Source organism: Staphylococcus simiae (genome assembly GCF_002902085.1).
GTDB lineage: Bacteria > Bacillota > Bacilli > Staphylococcales > Staphylococcaceae > Staphylococcus > Staphylococcus simiae.
The window spans coordinates 36,628-56,998 of record NZ_PPQR01000056.1; the positions used below are offsets into that span (position 1 = coordinate 36,628).

At 32.9% G+C, this 20,371-nt stretch carries 17 protein-coding genes; 1 reads left to right on the forward strand and 16 read right to left on the reverse strand.

Features of this window, described 5'->3' with window-relative positions:
* Nucleotides 1-120: 120 nt before the first annotated feature.
* The 4 genes from priA to gmk all read right to left on the reverse strand — a co-directional run bounded on the left by priA (nucleotide 121) and on the right by gmk (nucleotide 5,357).
* Nucleotides 121-2,529, reverse strand: a complete 2,409-nt coding sequence (priA, locus tag CD113_RS07870; protein WP_002462589.1) for a primosomal protein N' — start codon at nucleotides 2,527-2,529, stop codon at nucleotides 121-123.
* Nucleotides 2,529-3,728, reverse strand: a complete 1,200-nt coding sequence (gene coaBC / locus CD113_RS07875) for a bifunctional phosphopantothenoylcysteine decarboxylase/phosphopantothenate--cysteine ligase CoaBC (protein WP_002462590.1) — start codon at nucleotides 3,726-3,728, stop codon at nucleotides 2,529-2,531. The genes priA and coaBC overlap by 1 nt, the downstream gene beginning before the upstream one ends.
* Nucleotides 3,729-4,521: 793 nt before the next feature.
* A complete protein-coding gene (gene rpoZ, locus CD113_RS07880; protein WP_002462181.1) occupies nucleotides 4,522-4,734 on the reverse strand; it encodes a DNA-directed RNA polymerase subunit omega in 213 nt (70 codons plus the stop codon).
* Nucleotides 4,734-5,357, reverse strand: coding sequence for a guanylate kinase (gene gmk, locus CD113_RS07885; protein WP_002462179.1), 624 nt, complete (start codon nucleotides 5,355-5,357; stop codon nucleotides 4,734-4,736). The genes rpoZ and gmk overlap by 1 nt, the downstream gene beginning before the upstream one ends.
* A gap of 306 nt (nucleotides 5,358-5,663) precedes the next feature.
* Here gmk and CD113_RS07890 point away from each other — a divergent pair, with 306 nt between their 5' ends.
* Nucleotides 5,664-7,361: an Rqc2 family fibronectin-binding protein gene (locus tag CD113_RS07890; protein ID WP_002462178.1), complete on the forward strand. Its 1,698-nt coding sequence runs from the start codon at nucleotides 5,664-5,666 to the stop codon at nucleotides 7,359-7,361.
* Nucleotides 7,362-7,523: 162 nt separating this feature from the next.
* Here the strand turns inward: CD113_RS07890 and CD113_RS07895 are convergent, their stop codons facing one another.
* The 12 genes from CD113_RS07895 to lspA form a co-directional block, all read right to left on the reverse strand.
* Nucleotides 7,524-7,925, reverse strand: a complete 402-nt coding sequence (locus tag CD113_RS07895) for a VOC family protein (RefSeq protein WP_002462177.1) — start codon at nucleotides 7,923-7,925, stop codon at nucleotides 7,524-7,526.
* 445 nt (nucleotides 7,926-8,370) lie between these two features.
* Nucleotides 8,371-8,574: a hypothetical protein gene (locus tag CD113_RS07900; protein WP_002462176.1), complete on the reverse strand. Its 204-nt coding sequence runs from the start codon at nucleotides 8,572-8,574 to the stop codon at nucleotides 8,371-8,373.
* A gap of 29 nt (nucleotides 8,575-8,603) precedes the next feature.
* Entirely contained in the window at nucleotides 8,604-9,215 is a 612-nt protein-coding gene (pyrE, locus tag CD113_RS07905; RefSeq protein ID WP_002462174.1) for an orotate phosphoribosyltransferase, read from the reverse strand.
* On the reverse strand, nucleotides 9,215-9,907 hold the full coding sequence (pyrF, locus tag CD113_RS07910; protein WP_002462172.1) for an orotidine-5'-phosphate decarboxylase: 693 nt from the start codon (nucleotides 9,905-9,907) through the stop codon (nucleotides 9,215-9,217). The genes pyrE and pyrF overlap by 1 nt, the downstream gene beginning before the upstream one ends.
* 107 nt (nucleotides 9,908-10,014) lie before the next feature.
* Entirely contained in the window at nucleotides 10,015-13,188 is a 3,174-nt protein-coding gene (gene carB / locus CD113_RS07915; protein WP_095092669.1) for a carbamoyl-phosphate synthase large subunit, read from the reverse strand.
* Nucleotides 13,181-14,281, reverse strand: a complete 1,101-nt coding sequence (locus tag CD113_RS07920; RefSeq protein ID WP_002464926.1) for a carbamoyl phosphate synthase small subunit — start codon at nucleotides 14,279-14,281, stop codon at nucleotides 13,181-13,183. The genes carB and CD113_RS07920 overlap by 8 nt, the downstream gene beginning before the upstream one ends.
* A gap of 1 nt (nucleotide 14,282) precedes the next feature.
* Nucleotides 14,283-15,557 (reverse strand): dihydroorotase, encoded by a 1,275-nt coding sequence (locus CD113_RS07925; protein WP_002464927.1) that lies wholly within the window; start codon nucleotides 15,555-15,557, stop codon nucleotides 14,283-14,285.
* Between the two features lie 13 nt (nucleotides 15,558-15,570).
* Nucleotides 15,571-16,455 (reverse strand): aspartate carbamoyltransferase catalytic subunit, encoded by an 885-nt coding sequence (locus CD113_RS07930; protein ID WP_002464928.1) that lies wholly within the window; start codon nucleotides 16,453-16,455, stop codon nucleotides 15,571-15,573.
* Nucleotides 16,456-16,481: 26 nt separating this feature from the next.
* Nucleotides 16,482-17,789, reverse strand: coding sequence for a uracil-xanthine permease family protein (locus CD113_RS07935; RefSeq protein WP_002464929.1), 1,308 nt, complete (start codon nucleotides 17,787-17,789; stop codon nucleotides 16,482-16,484).
* Between the two features lie 202 nt (nucleotides 17,790-17,991).
* Nucleotides 17,992-18,519, reverse strand: coding sequence for a bifunctional pyr operon transcriptional regulator/uracil phosphoribosyltransferase PyrR (gene pyrR, locus CD113_RS07940; RefSeq protein ID WP_002464930.1), 528 nt, complete (start codon nucleotides 18,517-18,519; stop codon nucleotides 17,992-17,994).
* A 378-nt stretch (nucleotides 18,520-18,897) separates the two neighbouring features.
* Nucleotides 18,898-19,815, reverse strand: a complete 918-nt coding sequence (locus CD113_RS07945) for an RluA family pseudouridine synthase (protein WP_002464931.1) — start codon at nucleotides 19,813-19,815, stop codon at nucleotides 18,898-18,900.
* Entirely contained in the window at nucleotides 19,815-20,306 is a 492-nt protein-coding gene (lspA, locus tag CD113_RS07950; RefSeq protein ID WP_002464932.1) for a signal peptidase II, read from the reverse strand. Before lspA ends, CD113_RS07945 begins: the two co-directional genes overlap by 1 nt.
* Nucleotides 20,307-20,371 lie beyond the last annotated feature (65 nt).

Genomic DNA, 20,371 nt, shown 5'->3' on the forward strand with positions numbered 1-20,371 from the left:
AACTGTAAGTACAGTTTCTCTGTGTTGGGTCCCTACCTCAGGAGTCTCGTCTTCAAAATAATTTGCGTGTTAAATTATTCTTTTTTATTTATCAATCCTAAAAAATTGAGAACCCTTTTTTTACATCATTAGCTGTGGATCGATGTCAATTTTTAAAGATAGCTTGTCCTTAATATATTTATCATGATAATAATCGTCTAAAAATTGAATTGCTTGAAGTAAACCAGGTTCACTTTTATATTTCACTAAAATTTGAAAACGGTATTCATTATTTATACGAGCAAGTGCTGCAGGTGATGGGCCAAGCACTAGTGCTCTATCAGTTAAATGTTGCACTAAAATTTGATGAACATGTTGTGATGCTTCCATCACTTTTTTCATGTTTTGGTGTGAAATAGTAAAATTAATTAAAAAATAATAGGGTGGATATTTCCCTAATTTTCTATATTGCATCTCTTTATGATAAAAAGTTAAGTAATCATTCTTTTGAACATCTAAAATAGCATAATGGTCTGGATTATATGTTTGTATAATAACTTGCCCTTCTTTGTCATGCCGGCCAGCTCGACCAGCTACTTGAGTTAGTAATTGATACGTACGTTCACTTGCTCTAAAATCAGGTAAATTTAACATTGTATCAGCATTTAATACACCAACTAAAGTAATGTTTGGAAAATCTAATCCTTTGGCAATCATTTGCGTACCTAGTAAAATATCACCCTTACCTTGTTCGAAATCTGATAGTAACTTTTCATGAGCACCCTTCCTAGAAGTTGTATCAACATCCATTCTTATTATGCGTGCCTGTTCAAATTCTTGTTGTAACAGTTCCTCTACTTTTTGAGTTCCTGTTCCAACTTGGCGTATATGTTCACTCTCACAATTAGGACAACTGTTTGGTGGTGTTTCTTGATAACCACAATAGTGACATTTTAATAAGTCTGTTGTCTTGTGATAAGTCAGTGAAATATCACAATTAGGACATTGCGGAACATAGCCACAATCACGACATAACATGAATGAAGCATACCCTCGTCGATTTAAAAAGAGCACGATTTGTTCATTTTTGTCTAAACGTAATTGAATCGCTTGTCGTAATTCAATTGAAAACATTGAACGATTACCTTCACTCAATTCTTCACGCATATCCACAATATCAATTTTAGGTAACGCTTGATTATTAACCCGATTTGGAAGTGTTAACAATTGATAGACACCTTTTTCAGCTCTAGCATAACTTTCGAGACAAGGTGTTGCACTACCTAAAATAACCGGACAATGATGATATTCGCTACGCCATTGTGCAATTTCACGAGCATGATATCTTGGATAATCTTCTTGTTTATATGTAGATTCATGTTCTTCATCAATAATGATTAATCCTAAATTCTTAAATGGTGCAAAGACACTTGAACGTGCGCCCACACTGACACGTGCTCTACCATCTCGAATTTTTTGCCATTCATCATAACGCTCTCCATTCGATAATCCTGAATGTAAGACTGCGACATCGTCACCAAATCGACGCTTAAAACGTAGAACCATTTGTGGCGTTAATGCTATTTCTGGTACTAACATCATTGCTTGTTTATCTTGATTCAACACATCTTCAATAGTTTGTAAGTAGACCTCTGTTTTTCCTGAGCCAGTGACACCATGAAGTAAAAATGTTCGTTGTTCATGAGCAACAATTTTTTCTTTTATAGCATTATAAGCGCGTTGTTGATCAGCCGTTAACTGTCGTTTACTCTCTTGTTCAAAAATTCGCTCCGCAAACGGATTACGTTCAACAATGGCATCATATTTTTCTACGTAGCCTTTTTTGACTAAGGCATCTAAACTAGATTTTGAAAATCCCATATCATCTAAATCTGTTAAAAATACTATTTTATGTCGTTCTTCTGTTAAATATGCGTATAAATCATATTGTTTAATATGTTTTTCTAATTGAGCTAACACATCATCTGGATTAAAACTATCTATAATACGTGCCGCTTTCTTAACTTTCTTTTTAATATTTTGCGATAAAATTGTTTCTTCCATCACTAAATCGTGTTGTAATAAGTCGATTAATTCGGTTATATCATTATTTTTCTGTGCGTCTTTATAATTATAATAACCATGTCGATCAAATCGTTGAGCTAAATGATTGGGAATGTCTACACCTTCTATTAATTTAAATGCTTTATGGTATTTAGCTTTTATCGCACTCGGCAACATGACTTCTAACATTGAAATACGTTTAATAACATGTGTCGAACTCATCCATTCACTTAACTCAATGAGTTCAGGTGTTAATTCCGGTTTGATATCTTGAACTTCTTTAATTGCTTTCAATTTCTCTTGTTCGATATCTTCTGGTAGATCATTAACAATATCCATCACATAACCTTGTATTGTTCTAGGTCCAAATGGCACAATGACTCGTATACCTTTTTGAACAACAGATTCAAGATGTTCAGGAATAATATAATCAAATTTAAAATCAACACTTTTAGAAGGAATATCGACAATGACCTTTGCTATCATTATTGCCACCTAGTTTCTAATTCATCTAAAATTCGAGTTGCTAAGTCACTTTTACGACCTTTCTTAATATATATGTGCTGTCCATCTTTAAAATGCATGGTCAATTCATTATCGTCCGAATTAAAGCCAATTGTTTGATCTCCAACATTATTTGAAATAATGACATCAGCATTTTTCTTTTGTAATTTTTGTTCAGCATACGCATCAACATCTTTAGTCTCAGCAGCAAAACCAACTAAAAATTGACTTGTTTTATGTTCACCTAAATATTTTAAAATATCTACAGTACGTTTAAATGTTACAGATAAGTCACCATCTTGTTTCTTTAATTTATGTTCTAACACTTCTGACGGTGTATAATCAGACACTGCAGCGGCTTTAACAACCATATCTTGATGTTCAAATCTATCTTTAACCGCTTCAAACATTTCTTGTGCACTTTGCACATGAATCATCTTAGCACCAGGTATATCTTCAAGTTGTGTTGGTCCTGTTACCAATGTGACATTAGCGCCACGATTCATCAATGCTTGTGCAATAGCAAATCCCATCTTTCCTGATGAACGATTAGATACAAAGCGTACTGGATCTATAACTTCTACAGTTGGACCTGCTGTTACGAGCACATTTTTACCATTAAATGAACTAGTTGATATGCGTTGTTGCGCTTTAAAATAATCATCTATAATTGAAACAATAGCTAAAGGTTCCTCCATACGCCCTTTGGCTACATAACCACACGCCAAATAACCACTACCTGGTTCAATAAAATGATAACCATCATCTTTTAAAATCTTCATATTATGCTGAGTACGTTTGTTATTATACATATGTACATTCATAGCAGGAGCAACAAATGTCGGCGTTTCTGTAGCTAGTAATGTAGAAGTTACCATGTCATCAGCAATACCAACACTTAATTTAGCTATTGTATTAGCTGTTGCAGGAGCAATAATAATAGCATCAGCCCAATCACCTAATGCTACATGTTGAATTTCATGAGGATTTTCTTCAAGGAACGTATTGGTATAAACAACATTTCTACTAATAGCTTGAAATGCTAATGGTGTGACAAATTGTTGTGCATTTTCTGTAAGCATGACACGTACTTCGTATCCTGTTTGTGTCAACTTACTAGTTAAATCAATCGCTTTATATGCAGCAATACCACCTGTCACTGCCAACAAAATTTTCTTCATATTCATTCTCCCTTAAAAATATGTTATCTACTATTATATATATTTAAACGCTGTATAATGTGTCGTTTGTTATAATTCACTCATACGTCTTAGAGCTAGTTAAATTTTTAAATTTTACTAGCTCTTATGCAATTGTTGCGCTAGCAATCAATTGTATTCCTTTATGTTAAATTTTTAAATTTTACTAGCTCTTGCCCAACTTGTATTGCATGAAAAAACTAGTTACCCAGTTTTTCTATGTTGGGGCCCTGCATTGCATGTTAGAGTTTCTGCTATCTTGATAGCTAGAAAATCTTATGAACCTGGGACATAAAGCATTTATACTTAATATTAAGCATTTGGCAGTAACTGTCTGATTTGTAAAATGTTGATTTATCAACGTTTTACAAACCTAGTCAGTTTTGCCGGGGTGGGACTACGAAATAATTTGTTTTGAAAAAATTATTTCTGTCCCACTCCCAAACCTTATTCGTAGCAACTGTAATTCTTTAAATTTTTTACGACGGTTTCACCCAGCCCGAAAAGATTGTCTAGGATTGTGACACATGACAGTACCATCATTTAAAAATTCAAATAATTACGGTTAATTACTTCATTTATCAGTATAAAATGCTGTTTGTAAAAGACTCATGTTTAGTTAAGATTAGTGTGATGTAGTCAAACACAAATTTATATTTATTATACATCAAAATCTGGGTAAATTAAAAAGCAGTGCTTTATATTGTAAAAAAACAAACCTAACATTTGTATGATGTAGGTTTGTTTGAGATGACACATTGTGACTATTTATGTCCTATCCGTAGTAATCGCTAGAAATAATAGGACGAATCTTGCCGTCTGCAATTTCTTCTAAAGCTTTACCAACTGGTTTATATGAATGATATTCTGTTAATAATGCTGTTTCAGGATGCTCATCTAATTCACGAGCTCTTTTTGCTGCAGTAGTTGCAATTAAATACTTCGATTTAATTTGTTCAGTTAATTGATTTAACGGTGGATTTAACATTACTTTTTAGCCTCCAATAACATCTTTCTATATTTTGCTTCTACACGTTCTCTTTTAAGGTGTTCAGCTTCTACTATACATTGAACTCTATTTTTTGCAAGTTCTACTTCATCATTTACGACAACATAATCATATAAATTCATCATTTCAACTTCTTTTTTAGCTTCATTTATACGACTTTGTATCTTTTCGTTAGACTCAGTACCTCTTCCCACTAAACGCTCACGTAAATGTTCTAAGCTTGGTGGAGCAAGGAAAATAAATAGTGCATCTGGAAATTTCTTTCTAACTTGTTTCGCACCTTCAACTTCAATTTCAAGAAATACATCATGACCTTCTGCCATAGTATCTTTAACATACTGAACTGGTGTACCATAATAGTTACCAACATATTCGGCATATTCAATAAATTGATCATCTTTAATTAAAGCTTCAAATTCATCTTTCGTCTTAAAAAAGTAATCTACGCCATCCACTTCACCGTCACGCATTTGGCGTGTCGTCATTGAAATAGAATACTTATATGATGTGGTTGGATCCTCAAATATACTCTTTCTTACAGTTCCTTTACCAACACCTGAAGGACCTGAAAGAACGATTAACAATCCTTTTTCATTTTCCATGCCTTACGACCTCTCTAAGCTAATCTTCTATATTTAAATATAATATCATATTGTTCTTGATATTGTATAGCATATTTGAAAGACTATGACATAATTTCTAATTTAAAAAATTAATTCAATTGAGATAAATTTTTAATAACTTTTAGCTTGTATATTGTCATCATCATAATTATCGAATGATTAATATTATAATTAACGTTTTTAGTGAACACTAACATCTTTCATATTGGATCAAAAACTATACGATACATAGCGTGCATGTTAAAATGATTTGAATGAAAGATTATAAAAGGTGGAATGTATACTATGGCATATGATGGTTTATTTACAAAAAAAATGGTGGAATCTTTACAATTTTTAATTTCTGGGCGCATTCATAAAATTAATCAACCAGACAATGATACGATCATCATGGTTGTACGACAAAATCGTCAAAATCATCAATTATTATTATCAATTCACCCAAGCTTTTCAAGATTACAACTTACAAATAAAAAATATGATAATCCATTTAACCCACCTATGTTTGCACGTGTTTTTCGTAAGCACTTAGAAGGTGGCATCATCGAAGATATTCGTCAAATTGGTAATGACCGACGTGTCGAAATCGATATTAAAAGTAAAGATGAAATTGGCGATACTACCTATCGTACCGTGATATTAGAAATCATGGGTAAACATAGTAATTTAATATTAGTAGATAACAATTATAAAATTATCGAAGGCTTTAAACACTTAACGCCTAATACAAATCTTTATCGTACTGTAATGCCTGGTTTTAAATATGAGGCACCACCTACTCAGCATAAAGTTAACCCTTATGATGTCAATGGTAAAGAAGTCTTACAATATATAGATTTTAATAGTGGTAATATTGCCAAACAGTTATTAAATCACTTCGAAGGTTTCAGTCCACTTATTACTAATGAAATTGTAAGTCGTCGTCATTTTATGACAACTGAGACCTTACCAGAAGCATTTGATGAAGTAATGGCTGAGACAACTTTAGACCCTATTCCGGTTTTCCATAAAAATCATGACAGTGGTAAAGAAGATTTCTATTTTATGAAGTTAAATCAATTTTATGATGATATGGTCATCTATGATTCTTTAAATGATTTATTAGATCGTTATTTTGATGCTCGTGGTGAACGTGAAAGAGTTAAGCAACGTGCGAATGACTTAGTTAAATTTGTACAACAACAGTTACACAAATATCAAAATAAATTATCTAAATTAATAGATGAATATGAAAATGCTAAAAATAAAGATACCGAGCAACTTTACGGAGAATTAATTACGGCGAATATTTATCGCATTAAACAAGGTGATAAAGAAGTTATAGCAACAAATTATTATACCAATGAAGACATAACAATTCCTTTAAATCCTACTAAGTCACCTGCAGCTAATGCTCAGTATTATTATAAACAATACAATCGTATGAAAACGCGTGAGCATGAATTAACACATCAAATTAATTTAACTAGAGAAAATATCGATTATTTTAGTAATATCGAGCAACAATTACAACATATCACTGTGTCTGAAATAGATGATATTAGAGATGAACTTGCTGAACAAGGCTTTATGAAGCAACGTAAAAATGCCACAAAAAAGAAAAAAGAGCAAATACAATTGCAAGAATATATCTCAAGTGATGGTGATACTATATTAGTAGGTAAAAATAATAAACAAAATGATTATTTAACTAATAAAAAAGCTAAGAAATCATATATTTGGTTGCATACTAAAGATATACCTGGGTCACATGTAGTCATTTTAAATGATGATCCAAGTGAAGAAACAATTAAAGAAGCGGCGATGTTAGCAGGTTACTTTTCAAAAGCAGGAAACTCTGGACAAATACCTGTGGACTATACATTAATTAAACATGTTCATAAACCATCCGGAGCTAAACCTGGGTTTGTAACTTATGATAACCAAAAAACGCTTTATGCAACACCAGACTATGAACATATTCAACAAATGCGTGTAAAATAATAAAGAGCCTTGGAACATAATCATTCCAGACTTAAATTCAATCATTTGGCAGTAACTGTCTGGTTTGTAAAATGTTGATAAATCAACGTTTTACAAACCTAGTCAGTCTTGCCGGAGTGGGATTACGAAATAAATTTTATTTCTATTCCACTCCCATTTTTATTATTCCGGTAATGCTAGTTGAAAACTAACACCAAATTTGTCTTGTACCCATGCAAATTCTCTATATGGTGGCATTTCAGTTTTAGGCATTAATATTGCACCTTCTTTTTTCAAACCGTTAAATAAGCGCTCCATTTCTAACGTATCCTTAACGGTTACAAATAAGGAAATAGCTGGGTTCATTGGCAATTCGGTACCACTATTTGCGTCTATTGCCATAAATACTTGTCCATTTAATGTGAAAATAGAATGTTGAACTGTACCAGGATCTCCCGGACCATTGTCATCATACTTTGCCATCGTAATAATCTCACTGTCTTCAAATAAACTTGTATATAATTTTACAGCTTCTTCTGCTTGATTATTAAACATTAAAAATGTTGTGATTTTTGGGATTTCCATTTATAACCCTCCAACTTTGCCATTAATTTCTTTCATCATTAGTTTAACACGACTTTCTCATATTTGTAGAACAATATATTTAAAAAGTCATTCATTCAAATCGTTATATACATTACTATGAAATGACTTTAGTAAGTTAAACAATTTAATTATAGATACTTACCACAATACAATGTAATAACCTAACATAAGCGTTTACATTTCGCATTATTTTACTTTTCTATTATAATACTAAATAAGCAATAAGGAGGCTTTATTATGTTACATTATGTTATTCCTATCTTAGCGTTACTCATCGTATTACTCATTGGTTGGATACTGGTAAAATTAATTATTCGCTAATATCCAATTTAAAATAATAAAAGCTATAATAACTGTCTTCAAAGAAGTATTTAATACACTTTATTGAAGATGTTATTATAGCTTTTTTAGATGTTATTAATGTTTAAATGTGACCTTGATCTCGTAAGACATTTTTGACGTGTTTAAATAAGTCTTCATTATTATTTTTATCGAATTGTACTTCGTTCATTTCAGTTTCACTTTGTTGAAGTTGTTCTTTAGAGTGGTTAGAATCGTTTGAATGATTAATAAATTCATTGCAATGTTTAATTTTAGCATATAAATTCTTAGTTTGTTGTTCATTCATATTAAACATTCCCCTTTCTAAAGACTATCTTATGCTAAGTTGTCTCTCCATTCAACTAATGTCTTAATATCATCTTTCGTAATCTTGCCTTCATCTTCAGCAACTTCAATTAATTCATTGTAATTACTTAATGTATAGAATGGCAAATCTGCATTTTTAAACGTATCATCTGCTTTTTTTAAACCGTATGTGAAAATTGCTATGACACCAAGAACATCAGCACCAGCTTCTTTTAATGCATCAACAGCAGTAATTGATGAGCCACCTGTAGATATTAAATCTTCTACAACGACCACTTTTTTACCTTTACTATTGGCACCTTCAATTTGATTTTGTTTGCCATGACTTTTACTTGATGAACGTACATAGTTCATTGGTAATTTTAATTCTTCAGCGATAAAAGCTGCATGAGGAATACCAGCTGTTGCTGTACCTGAAATAATTTCTGCATCTGGGAATTGTGCTTCAATTAATTTAATTAAACCATCACGAATAGCACCACGAACTAATGGGTAACCCAATGTAACACGATTATCACAATAAATTGGTGATTTTATTCCTGAACTCCATGTATATAAATCATTCGGTGATAGTGTCACCGCTTCTATATCTAATAATGCTTTTGCAATTGCTTTTGCCATTATGATAACCAACTTTCTTTAATAATTTGATAACTTTTAACAGGATCGTCACTTTGCGTAATTGGTCTTCCAACTACTATATGAGTAGATCCTAATTGTCTTGCTTGCTCTGGTGTAGTAATTCTATGTTGATCATCTTTTGCTGAACCTTGAGGTCTAATACCTGGTGTCACTTTCATAAAATCTACGCCTAAATGATTAGTTAATAACTGACTTTCTAACGGAGAACATACAACGCCATCTAAGCCAGCTTGCTTCGCTAGTGATGCATAATTTAACACTGCATCTTCAATAGATGTTTGAATATTTTGCTCGTTATGCAACATATCTTCTGTTGTAGATGTTAATTGAGTGACAGCAATAATTTTAGTATTTTTATTATATTTTCTAAGACCTTGTAACGCTTGCATCATCATTAATGTTCCACCTGCTGCGTGAACATTAACTAAATCTACATTTAATTTAGCCAAACCTTCCATCGCTTTACCAACAGTATGAGGAATATCATGTAATTTTAAATCTAAGAAGACATCATGACCTCTAGATTTTACTGATTTAATCAAATCTGGTCCTTCTTGATAAAATAATTCCATACCAATTTTAACAAATAAAGGCTCATCAAATAAATCTAAAAATTGGTTCACTTTTTCTTTCGATTCAAAATCTAAGGCAATTATCGGTAAATCTTTCATCGTATTCTCCCTTACGTTAATTAGTGTCTATTGCATAGAGAGATTGCTAATTACACCTATTTTAAGTATAAAGCAACCTCTAAAATAATTAATGTGACAGTGTCATCTTACATTTCACGCATTGTAAATGTCATACTTTCAATGACAGTAGTTAGTGCATTGGCAGTATCTAACGATGTTAAACATGGAATGCCATTTTCGACAGTTGTACGTCTGATTTGGAATCCATCACGCTCTACTTCTTTACCCTTTGTCATCGTATTGATAACAATTTGGACATCACCTTGTTGAATACGCGTTAATAAATCATTATCTCCACCTATTTTTCCTACAACTTCAACCGGTATATGATCTTTTTTAATTCTTTCCGCAGTGCCTGATGTTGCTAATATTTTATAACCGACTTCATTTAAGCGGTGTGCAATTTTGACAATGTCATCTTTATCTTTATCACTTACAGTAATTAACACTGTACCATGATCTTTTATTTCAACACCACTACCAGTTAACCCTTTGTATAGCGCCTTTTCTAATGTCTCATCTTTACCCATTACTTCACCAGTTGATTTCATTTCTGGTCCTAATGTAATATCAACGTTTTTTAATTTATTAAAACTAAACACTGGCGCTTTAACAAAGACACCATCAGCATATGGTTGAACCCCTTCTTTATAACCCATTGCCGTTAGTTTTTCTCCCATGATTGCTTTCATAGCAAGTTGTGCCATTGGAATATTCGTTATTTTACTTAAAAATGGTACTGTTCTACTTGAGCGAGGATTCACTTCTAAGACATAAACACCATCATGTGCAATGACGAATTGAATATTAATCAAACCAATGATATCTAAACCTTTAGCCAATTTAATTGTATAATCTTCAAGTGTGTTTAACTCTTCGTTTGATAAAGTTTGTGGAGGATATACGGCAATTGAATCTCCACTATGTACACCTGCACGTTCTATATGCTCCATAATACCCGGTATAACCACAGTTTCACCATCACAAATTGCATCAACTTCAATTTCTTTGCCTGTTAAATATCTGTCCACAAGTACAGGGTGCTCTGGACTTGCTTTAACTGCTTGTGTCATATAATTTTCAAGCTCTTCATCATTATCTACAATTTCCATAGCACGACCACCTAAAACATATGATGGTCTGACTACAACAGGATAACCAATTTCTTTAGCATTAGTTAAAGCTTCTTGAGGAGATGTTGCTGTTTTACCTTGTGGTTGTGGCACATTAATACGACGTAATAATTCTTCAAATTCTTTACGGTCCTCAGCTCTATTTAGATTTTCTAATGACGTTCCTAATACTGTCACGCCATGTTTTGCTAATTTATCTGCTAAGTTGATTGCTGTTTGACCACCAAATTGAACAACAACGCCTTTAGGCTGTTCTAAATTAATGATATTCATGACATCTTCTTCAGTTAACGGTTCAAAATAAAGTTTATCTGAAATTGAGAAGTCAGTAGAAACTGTTTCCGGGTTGTTATTAACAATTATTGCTTCATACCCAGCTTGTTGGATTGCCCATACTGCGTGGACTGTAGCATAGTCAAATTCTACACCTTGACCAATACGTATTGGTCCTGAACCAAGTACTAATATTTTTTCTTTGTCAGTAACGATAGACTCATTTTCACTTTCATAAGTACCATAATAATATGGCGTTGTAGATTCAAATTCTGCAGCGCACGTATCAACCATTTTATAAACTGGTTTAATATCATTTGCCATACGTAATTGATATACATCCTCTTCTGTCATATCAAAACGATGTGCAATCGTTTTATCACTAAATCCATAATCTTTAGCATATTTTAAATATTCTAAATCCCCTTGATGTGCTTTTAATTCATGCTCGATGTTGATAATATTTTGGAATTTATGTAAAAAGAAATAATCAATTTGCGTCATGTCATGTATTTCATCTAATGATATTCCGCGACGAATGGCTTCACCAATGAAAAATAGTCTTTCGTCATCTTGCTGACAAATTCTCTCTTTAATATAATCAATATCAAAGCTTTCTCCATTAAGTAGTCCTAAATGATGCACACCATATTCCAATGAGCGAATGGCTTTTAATAATGATTCTTCATATGTACGACCAATAGCCATAACTTCACCTGTTGCTTTCATTTGTGTACCTAATTCACGCTCTCCCTTTTCAAATTTATCAAATGGGAAACGTGGAATTTTAGAAATGACATAATCTAAAGTTGGTTCAAATGCAGCATAAGATGTACCTGTTATTGGGTTAAGCATTTCATCTAGTGTCAAACCAACAGCTATTTTTGCTGCTAATTTAGCAATTGGATAACCTGTAGCTTTAGAAGCTAGTGCTGATGAACGTGATACACGTGGATTTACTTCTATAATGTAGTAATCAAATGAATGTGGATCTAAAGCTAATTGGACATTACATCCACCTTCAATACCTAACGCTCTAATCACTTTCAATGACACATCTCTGAGCATTTGATATTCAACATCTGATAACGTTTGGCTAGGTGCCACAACGATTGAATCACCTGTATGAATACCTACTGGATCAATATTTTCCATATTACATACTACGATGGCATTATCGTTTTTATCACGCATCACTTCATATTCTATTTCTTTAAATCCTGCGATGGATTTTTCAAGTAGGCATTGTGTTGCCGGGCTATAATGTAGACCATTAGAGACTATTTCTAACAACTCTTCATCGTTATGGCAAATACCGCCTCCTGTCCCTCCCATTGTAAACGCAGGTCTTACAATTAAAGGATAACCAACTTGTTCTTTAAATTTGAATGCTTGTTCTACAGTATTAACGATATCACTTTCTGGTACAGGAACATTTAAATCATTCATTAAAGTTCTAAATAATTCTCTGTCTTCTGCCTGTTGAATAGAAGTTAATTCTGTTCCTAATAACTGTACATGATTAGCCTGTAGGACACCACTTTCATGCAGCTGAATTGCCATATTCAAACCTGTTTGACCACCTAAAGTGGGTAATAATGCATCTGGCTGTTCTTTACGAATGATACGTGCGATAAAATCATGTGTTAATGGTTCAATATAAACTTTATCAGCAATTTCTTTATCCGTCATAATGGTTGCAGGATTTGAGTTAACTAGAATGACTCTATAGCCTTCTTCTTTTAGTGCCAAGCAAGCTTGTGTACCGGCATAATCAAATTCTGCAGCTTGACCGATAATAATTGGACCTGAACCTATGACTAGAATAGTATGAATATCATTACGTTTAGGCATGTGTTTGACTCCCCTTTTCTTTAGCATTGTTCATCATAGTTACAAAATCATCAAATAAGTAATTAGAATCTGTAGGACCTGGGTTTGCTTCTGGATGATATTGTACAGAAAAAGCAGGTAATGTCTTATGACGTAACCCTTCAACTGTTCCATCGTTCAAAGCAATATGCGTTACTTCTAAGTCTGTATTTTCAAGTGATGCTTTATCTATAGCATAACCATGGTTTTGACTAGTGATATCTACTTTTCCTGATTGTAGATGTTTCACTGGATGGTTTGCACCTCTATGTCCAAATTTCATCTTAAATGATGTCGCACCTTGCGATAAGGCAAACAATTGATGTCCAAGGCAGATACCAAAGAATGGGATTTTTCCTAAAATACCTTTAATCATTTCTATTGCGCATTCAACTACTTCAGGATTTCCTGGACCATTTGATAACATAACACCATCTGGTGACATAGCTAAAATGGCTTCAGCAGTCGTATTAAATGGTACAACTGTTACATTACAGCCTCTAATATTTAATTCTCTAACAATATTTTGTTTCTTTCCAAAATCGACTAACACTACATTTAAATTTTGGCCAGTTGAAACATATGGTGTCTTTGTGGAAACACTTTCAACTTCATTGTTTCGTAAGTCAACATTTTGTAATTTTTCAATTAAATTATCAATGTTTGCTTTATCATCTGTAAATCCTGCCTTTAATACACCATGTTGACGTATTTTGCGTGTAATACTTCTAGTATCTACTCCTGATATACCAGGAATTTGATGCAACACTAGAACGTCATGCAGTGTTTTTTGTTGTCTAAAATTACTTGGATGCGTGCTAGCTTCTTTAACTACAATACCATTTAAAGTCGGAACTAATGATTCAAAATCATCACGATTAATACCATAATTTCCTATTAATGGATAAGTGAACGTAATAATTTGACCAGTATATGATGGATCAGATATCGTTTCTTGATAGCCTGTCATTGCTGTATTAAATACAATTTCACCTATATTTAAATGATCAGATCCTAAACGGTATCCTTCGTAGTAAGAGCCATCTTCTAACACTAAATAACGTTTCTGTTGCATTTTATTTTGCCCCCTCGTATTTAATTTCACCTTCGACCATAGTTAATATTGGATTGCCGTATACTTTATAACCAATAAATGGTGTATTATCAGCTTTAGATAAAAAGTCTTCCCCTTTAATTTCTTGCTCATTATCTAAATCAATAATTGTAATATCAGCTAAACGGCCTGATTCTAATCTTCCAAAATCTAAGTTGAACGTATCGCTTGGTTTAACAGTTAAATAATCAACTAATTGTTGTAATGTCCATTCACCGTTTTTAACGAAATGTGTATACAACAATGGAAACGCTGTTTCACTACCTACAATACCAAATGGTGCTTTTTCCATAGGTTGGGCTTTTTCTTCACGAGCGTGAGGTGCATGATCTGTTGCAATGCAATCGATTGTTCCATCTAATAATCCATCAAGTAAGGCCTGTCTATCTTCATGACTTCTAAGTGGCGGATTCATTTTATAAATGGCATCATTACCAGGTACGTCATCCTCTGTTAATAATAAATGATGTGGTGTTACTTCAGCTGTGACATGAATCCCCGCACGTTTTGCATCTCTAATAACACGTACACTTTCTTTCGTAGATACATGACACACGTGATAATGACAATGCGCTGCTTCTGCCAATAGAACATCTCTAGCAATTTGTACAGATTCACAAATATTAGGAATTCCAGGTATACCTAATTCTTTACTACGTTGACCTTCATGCATAGCACCACCATAAATTAAAGAGTTATCTTCACAATGTGCCACAACTGCTTTATTAACTTTTGAAGCTTGTTGCATTGCCTCATACATCATACTAGCTGTCTGTACACCGACACCATCATCAGTAAATGCAAATGCACCTTCTTTAGCTAATGCCTCAAAATCTACAAGCGCTTTACCGGCTTGTCTTGTTGTAATTGATGCATATGGTAATACTCTCACATGTGCACTATCGTCAATAATACGCTGTAAAGAGTCAAAATGTTCAATTGAATCGGGAACGGGTCTAGTATTTGGCATTGGACACACCGTTGTAAATCCACCTCTTGCTGCTGCAAGTGTTCCAGATTCAATTGTTTCTTTATGTTCTCCACCGGGTTCTCTTAGATGTACATGAACATCAACAAATCCTGGTGACACAAAGTGTCCTTGTGCATCAATGATGTCAACATCTTCAGTTACATTTATATCATTACCAATTTCTTTGATAACTTTTCCTTCTATCAAAATATCAGCATTTACTAACTCACCATTTTGTAAAATTCGACCATTTTTTATTAATTTCATTATAAATCTCCCCCTATTTATTTAATAATTCATCTATGACTGCCATTCGAAGATACATACCATTTTCCATTTGTTTAAAGATACGAGATTTAGGCGCTTCTACTAAATCACTTTCAATTTCCACTCCACGATTGACTGGTGCAGGGTGCATAACTATCGCATTTGGTTTAAGACGATCATATCTCTGTTGGTTTAAACCATGCTTTTGATGATAATCATCTTTCATAAATCTTGCTTCTTCTACAAGACCATGTCTTTCGTGTTGGATTCTCAGTAACATGACTATATCAACTGAGTCTATGACATCATCCATATTCACGTATGGTGCTTCTAATGATTCATCAACCCATGCTCTCGGACTATTGAACATGACATTGGCTCCTAAAGCTTTCAAGCTATAATAGTTACTACGTGCAACTCTTGAGTTTTTAATGTCACCACAGATGACAACATTTAAGCCTTCAAAATATCCGTATTCTTCATAAATCGTCATTAAATCTAATAAACTTTGCGTAGGATGTTGACCACTACCGTCTCCAGCATTAGCTATTGGAATATTAACATTTGTCAATTGTTCATAATAGTCATTATAAGGATGTCTAATAACTAATAAATCACAACCAATACTCTCTAGCGTCTTACAAGTATCGTACAATGATTCACCTTTTGACACAGATGATGTTGTTGTATCAAAATTTATAATTTTCAAACCTAATTTCAATTCTGCAACTTCAAAGCTACACTTTGTCCTAGTAGAATTTTCGAAGAATAAATTAGCTACAAATTTACCATCTAGTTGTGGTAATGGTTGTTCACCTGATTTAAAACGACTTGCCTTTTGGATTAAGTTATAAATTTGATCTGTAGTTAAATGTTCCATTGATAATAAATGATTCATAAAGCGCCCTCCTAGATTAGTCAATCTTAATTTTTTACATCTTTGTCTTTAGGTAAGATTAAGTTTAGGATAATCCCTGAAAGTGCTGCTAAAGCCATACCTTCAATCTGAAGATTAATGCCAATTTCTTTCAAGTTAATCACTAAATTACCAATACCTACTACTAACACTACTGATGCGATGACAAGGTTGCGGTTATTAGCAAAATCTACTTTACTTTCAACTAACATTCTTAAGCCACTCGCTGCAATGATACCAAATAGTAGTATTGAAACACCGCCCATGACTGGGGTTGGTATAGAAGATATCAATGCTGTGAATTTACCTATGAAAGCTAAGATGATAGCGATAACTGCTGCACCACCTATAACATAGATACTATAAATCTTAGTTATTGCGAGAACTCCAATGTTTTCACCGTATGTTGTACTTGGTGGTCCACCAATGATACTGGCAAACATTGTTGATACACCATCACCGATAATAGACTTATCTAGCCCTGGTTTTTCAAAAAAGTTTCTACCAACAATTTTATTTAATACCATTTGATGTCCAATATGTTCACTTACTGTGACAAAAACAATTGGTATCATAACTAGTACTAGCCCGAGATGAAATGATGGTACATAGTCTTTAAATGGTAGATAAATATGAGGGAAATCGAACCATTTAGCTGACATGACAGCGTTAAATTTAACAATCCCCATAAAAATCGCTACCACGTAACCTACTATAATCCCTACTAATACAGGTATTAATGATAAGAAACCTTTGAAAAATCCTTGTACAACTATTGTTACTAATAAAGTTACTAGAGCAACAATTAAGTAACTCATGCTGTATCCTTTCATATCAGCAGAATTTTCATACATAGCCATATTAACTGCTGTTGGAGCTAAACTTAGTCCTATGACCATAATAACTGGACCAACTACAACTGGTGGTAGTAACTTCATTAACCAAGCTGTACCACTCAATTTAATAAAAATGCCGATAATCACATACATTAAACCACTCATAAATAAAGCAACTAACATATCTCCTAAACTGTGCGTACTTAAACCGGTAATAATGGGTGTGATAAAAGCAAAACTTGAACCAAGATATGCGGGTATTTGAGCTTTAGTAATTAGTATATATAATAATGTGCCAATTCCTGAAGCAAGCAATGCAGCGGAAATTGGTAAACCAGTTAAAAACGGCACAAGAACTGTAGCACCAAACATTGCAAACAAGTGCTGCAAGCTTAAAAATGCCCATTGTGCTGGTTGTGGTTTGTCATTTACATCAAGTACAGGTTTCACTGTACGTTCAAACATTTGTTCATTTTCCATTATGTCATTTCCTCCATTTTCAAAAAAATCTCTTTACATCAATATATGTAAAGAGACTTAGTAAACAGTTGAAGCTATAGTTATCCTAGTATAAGCTATCACTTCGAACTTACAATGAGGGTGAAATTTACATACTTAAATTGTTCCAGTATATAAATTACCCTCACCTTTTTCAGTCTCTCGTACTGATTTAAAAGGGCTATTATTCAATTATTACTGCATTTTCATTATCCATTTCTTCTAAGAAGACATTAACTGTTTCATCTTTTGAAGTAGGTATATTCTTACCCACAAAATCTGCTCTAATTGGCAGTTCTCTGTGGCCTCGATCAACTAAAGCTGCTAGTCCAATTTTTATTGGTCTGGCATTAAGTAAAATTGCATCTAAAGATGCGCGTACAGTACGTCCTGTATACAGTACATCATCAATAATGACGACAACTTTATCAGTAAGTTTCGTGTCAATTTCAATCGCATCTTTACTCATTTGTGAAGACATATGTTCAATATCATCTCTAAAATATGTAATATCAATCGTTCCTGTTGGTACTTGTTTTTGTTCAATGGTATTAATCTTTTGTTGAATTCTATTAGCTAAAAATTCACCACGTGTCTTAATCCCTAATAAAATTAAATTATCAGTACCTTTATTATACTCCAAAATTTCATGAGCAATTCTAGTTACTGTTCGTTGTATTGCGGCATCGTCCATAATAATTCGTTTAGACATTTTTTCACCCTTTTCAATTATTAAAAACAAAAAACCTCACGTCTTTAACAAGACATGAGGTTAAGTTATATACGAGCAAATAGTACGTTAATGACTACAAAAATTTATAGTCTTATAACCTTGAACAAGTACTATGCGTTTCAATAAGTATATATCTATTTATATCATGTCTTTGAAGCCTCTCTGGACTTTCACTTAAAGACGATTAATGCGTATTTAAACTGTAATTAGGATAATACTATTTTCAACAAATGTCAATCATCCATAGCACAAAATAAAGGTATATTTTATATTCTGTTATTTAAGTTAACATAAAATTACTATATGAAACTATAATTGTTTGACGTTTTTAGTTTACATAATAAAAATATGGTTGTTTTAAGCATCACGTTTACGTATAGTATCCAGTAGTGTCTCAAAATAATCTGGTAATGCCGCTTGTTGTTCGATATATTGCCCAGTAATTGGATGTTCAAAACCGATTAAACCAGCGTGCAGTGCTTGACCACCTATATCTAAGGTTTTCTTCGGACCATATTTAGGGTCTCCTACTAATGGGAAGCCGATGTATTTCATATGCACACGAATTTGATGTGTACGGCCTGTTTCAAGTTGACATTCAACTAAGGTATAATCTTTAAAACGTTCTAAAACATTAAAATGTGTAATGGCTTCTTTACCATCATCAACAACTGCCATGGATTGACGATCATTTTTATTACGACCAATTGGCGCATCAATTGTGCCATAATCGTGAGGAATAACACCGTGAATCAATGCAGTATATTTCCTTTTGACAGTTTTATCCATTAATTGTTCTACTAAACCTCTATGTGCAATATCGTTTTTAGCCACCATTAATAAACCTGATGTATCCATATCAATACGGTGAACAATACCAGGACGAATTTCTCCATTGATTCCAGATAAATCTTTAATCTGATACATTAAACCATTAACTAGCGTATTGGTATAATGTCCAGGTGATGGATGAACCACCATACCTTTTGGTTTATATACAACAGCAACATCATTATCTTCATAATATATATCTAAATCTAAATTTTCGGCAACGATATCTGCTTCAACAGTCTCTTTTTCAGTCACCACTATTTTATCATTTAGTTTGGTTTTATAATTAGGCTTGATTGTCTTATCGTTAACACTTACTAAACCTAATTTAATCCAATCTTGAATTTGATTACGAGACCACTCTTGGTTTAACTCAGGGAGTATTTTATCAATTCTTGAGCCAGTTTGAGATTGATCTGAAATTTGATATTCATATATTTCCATCATCTAACCTCCTTATCTTTATTGTTTGATGAGTCTTTTAATAATGCGATAATAACGAAAATCACACCAATCGTTAAACTTGAATCTGCAATATTAAATATTGGAAAATCATATCCAAATATATTTGTATCTATAAAATCTACTACTTGTCCATTAAATAAGCGATCAATAAAATTACCTAGTGCTCCAGCAAATAATAAACTAATAGCAACTTGTAAAAATAAATTAAATTGTGCTTCTTTAATAAAGAAATATATTAATACGATTAATATAATAACTGTAATGATATAAAAGAATCCCATTTTGCCACTTAAAATTCCCCACGCAGCACCATTATTTCTGTGTGATGTAATATTTAAAAAGTTAGGTATAACTTCAAATGAGTCTCCAATTTTCATCGTAGTCGCTATTAAATATTTAGTTAATTGATCAAAAGTAATAATAAATAACGTCACGAGTACGGATGTCCAAATATAATATTTCTTGTGCATCGATGTTCCTCCATTCAACTGTCGTTTAGACAACTCATTATATTATATCCTAGAGCAAACAATAA